Here is a 3,235-nt window from a genome sequence, read left to right on the forward strand (position 1 = left end):
GCCAACGCCCACGCCTACCCCCACGGCTTGCCGTCCCGACGGCTTGATCTCGGCCGTGCCGAATGTGCCGTATTGCAAGGTGTATGACGCGAACGGGCGCGAAGTGCTGGGCAATGGCTTGAACCGGCGCATCGTCGGCTATTTCGCCAGCTGGCGCACGGGCGCCGATGGCAGCCCGACTTACCTGGTGAATAACTTGCCGTGGGATAAGATCACCCACCTGAACTATGCGTTCGCTTCCGTCGATCCGGCCACCTCGAAAATCGCCATCGGCAGCGGCGCGGCCAATCCCGATACGGGCCTGACCTGGCCCAACGTGCCGGCGGCGGCCATGGACCCGTCGCTGCCGTACAAGGGCCACTTCAACTTGCTGGCGCAATACAAGAAGAAGTATCCAGGCGTGAAACTGATGATTTCCGTGGGCGGCTGGGCCGGCAGCGGCGGCTTTTACACGGCCACGACAAATGCGGACGGCAGCATCAACACGGCCGGCATCAACACCCTGGCCGACTCCATGGTGGCCTTCGTGCGCCAGTACAACTTCTTCGATGGCGTCGATGTCGATTACGAACATCCGACCACCAACAATGAAGCGGGCAATCCGAACGACTTCGCCGCCTCGAAACCGCGTCTGGCCGGCCTGATGACGAGCTACAACGTGCTGCTGAAAGTACTGCGCCAGAAGCTCGACGAAGCGGCCGTGCAGGACAATAAATACTATCTGCTCACCATCGCCGGCTCCGCCTCGGGCTGGGTCTTGCGTGGCGAGGAAAACATGTCGGGATTGAAATACCTCGATTACGCCAGCCTGATGAGCTACGACTTGCACGGCGCGTGGAACCCGTATGTGGGACCGAACGCGGCGCTGTTTGACGATGGCAATGATGGTGAATTGCGTGCCGGTAACGCCTACCAGTACCAGAACATCGGCTACCTGAACACGGACTGGGCCTACCGCTACTACCGGGGCGCCATGCAGGCGGGCCGCATCAATATCGGCGTGCCGTTCTACACGCGGGGCTGGAAGGATGTGACGGGCGGCACCAACGGCCTGTGGGGCACGACGGCGCTGACCAATTCCACAGTCACCTGCGCGGGCGTGAAAACCTGCGGCATGGGCGCCACCGGCATCGATAACGTGTGGTACGACCTCGACTCCCAAGGCAAACCCACGCCCGGCGGCGGCAACCCCATCTGGCATGCGTTGAACTTGCAAAACGGCATAGTTCCAAGCTACCTCGATGCGTATAAAGTCACGGACAAGGCGCTGGTGGGCACGTACGTGCCGTACTACAGCAGCACCATGGTGGCGCCGTGGCTGTGGAATGCGACGAAAAAAGTGTTCATTTCCACGGAAACCACGCAGTCGATCGCGGCCAAGGCCCAGTACATCGTCAACAACAATATCGGTGGCGTGATGATCTGGGAAATGGCGGGCGACTATGCCTGGGATGCCACGCGCAACGGCGGCAAGGGCGAGTACTTCATGGGCACCACCTTGACGGACGTGCTGTACCAGGCCTTCCGCACGGCTGGCGCGTATGGCAACAAGCGCGCCGAAATCGCCATGCCGGGCACGGCGGCCAACGTCAGCATCACCCTGGGCGGCTGGAAGCTGGGCGACAACAACTTCCCCATCAATCCCGTGATGACGGTGAAGAACAACACGGCGTCAACCTTGCCGGGCGGCACTGTGGTGGAGTTCGATTACCCTGTTTCCGCGCCATCGGACATGAGCGACCAGTCCGGCTTCGGCTTGACGGTGATCAATGCCGGCTACACGGGGCCGAACAATATCGGCGGCTTCACGAAGAACTACAACCGGGCTCGCTTCGCGATTCCCGCCTGGCAATCGCTGGCGCCGGGCGGCTCCGTGGCGCTGACCTTGAATTACCGCTTGCCGATCTCGGGACCGGCCAACTACACGGTCACCGTGGGCGGCACCAAGTATGCGCTGACGCAGGAATACCCGGAACTGCCGGTGGCCTTGCCCTAAGTTGCATCCGGTAGGGTAAACAGGAAAGGGCGGAACCGAGGTTCCGCCCTTTTTAATTGCGACCGTTAAACTGGCTTAAAACCAAGTTTCCACCTGGAAACCATACGAGGTGCCGCTGGTATTGTTGTTGTAGATCGGGCCGCCATTGTTCGACGCATTGACCGAGGCGGTGGCCGCGTCGTTCCATTTGCCGTAGGTGACAAAAGCGCGCAGTTCAGGACGCGACCACAGGCCAGGACCAGCCGAGATCGTCGGGGCGATGGTCAGCTTGGTCAGGCGCTTGGCCGGCAGGCCGCCCGCTTGCGTCACTCTGTCCGTGCCCAGTTCGCCCACCAGCTTGAAGTTGTTGGTGAATGCGTACACAGGACGCACGCCGACCGAGGTCCAGGTCGAGGAACCGGTGGCGTTCGACTCGTCTTTTTGCCACAGGGCGACGAATTCCATGCCGAAATTGGCCATCGGCTGGATCGCCATGTCATTGAAGATACGCGTGCGTTTCACGTCCGAACCGAAATTGGTGTCGCCCGACGCGCCGAACTGCGCGCCCTTGCCGGTGCCGGGACCGACGCCGTACTGCACGCCGAAGGTATTACCGCCGCCGAAGACTTTCGCTTGACGGTGGAAGGCCGACAGTTGCCAGCCGTTATGGCGCTTGCCAGTGGCGACATCATCCTTGCCTTCGCCGATGATGTAGGTCGCGGCCAGGTCCAGCGTGCCGTTTTCATTGACGGGAATTTCGCCGTAAATGAAGTTCTGGCGCACGGCCGACTTGGTGTTGACGCCGCCGTTCGGCAACGCGATCTTGATGTCGTTGTCCTTGAAGAAGGCATACGAGAATTTACCGGGGCCGGCAGGAATGCGGTCCAGGCCGGCGCCCGTGCCGTTCATATTGATGTACTGCAGATCCAGCATGTGGATGTCAGGACGGTAGTAGAAGCGTTTACCGATCCAGGCCGTGCCGCCGTTCAGGAAATCGAGTCCCTGCGCTTCGACATAGGCCTTGACGATGCCCAGCTTGTTGTCGCCGAAATCGGAGTTGGGCGCGTAGGCGTTGACCCAGATGGTGGCCAGGTAGTTCACGCCGCCGGACTGGGCGACGGACTTGGTGTAGCCGAATTCCGTGTAGGCGTCGCACTCATTGCCCAGACGGTATTTCATGGTATTGCCACCCAGACCGAAACAGCCTTGCGAACCGCCGTCGCCGGAGGTATTGCTGCCGGCGCCGGCGCGCAGGTAGCC

2 protein-coding genes are annotated in these 3,235 nt (G+C 61.2%); one reads left to right on the forward strand and one right to left on the reverse strand.

Annotated elements, in window-relative coordinates:
* Positions 1-1,996, forward strand: a 1,996-nt coding sequence (locus K0F86_RS26830; RefSeq protein ID WP_257572399.1) for a chitinase C-terminal domain-containing protein, incomplete at its 5' end; no start/stop codon positions are given.
* A gap of 75 nt (positions 1,997-2,071) precedes the next feature.
* Here K0F86_RS26830 and K0F86_RS26835 read toward each other — a convergent pair.
* The coding region (locus tag K0F86_RS26835; protein ID WP_219137163.1) for a carbohydrate porin at positions 2,072-3,235 on the reverse strand (1,164 nt) is incomplete at its 5' end.

Origin of the sequence: Janthinobacterium sp. UMAB-60 (assembly GCF_900095235.1) — a bacterium.
Taxonomy (GTDB): Bacteria; Pseudomonadota; Gammaproteobacteria; order Burkholderiales; family Burkholderiaceae_D; genus Janthinobacterium.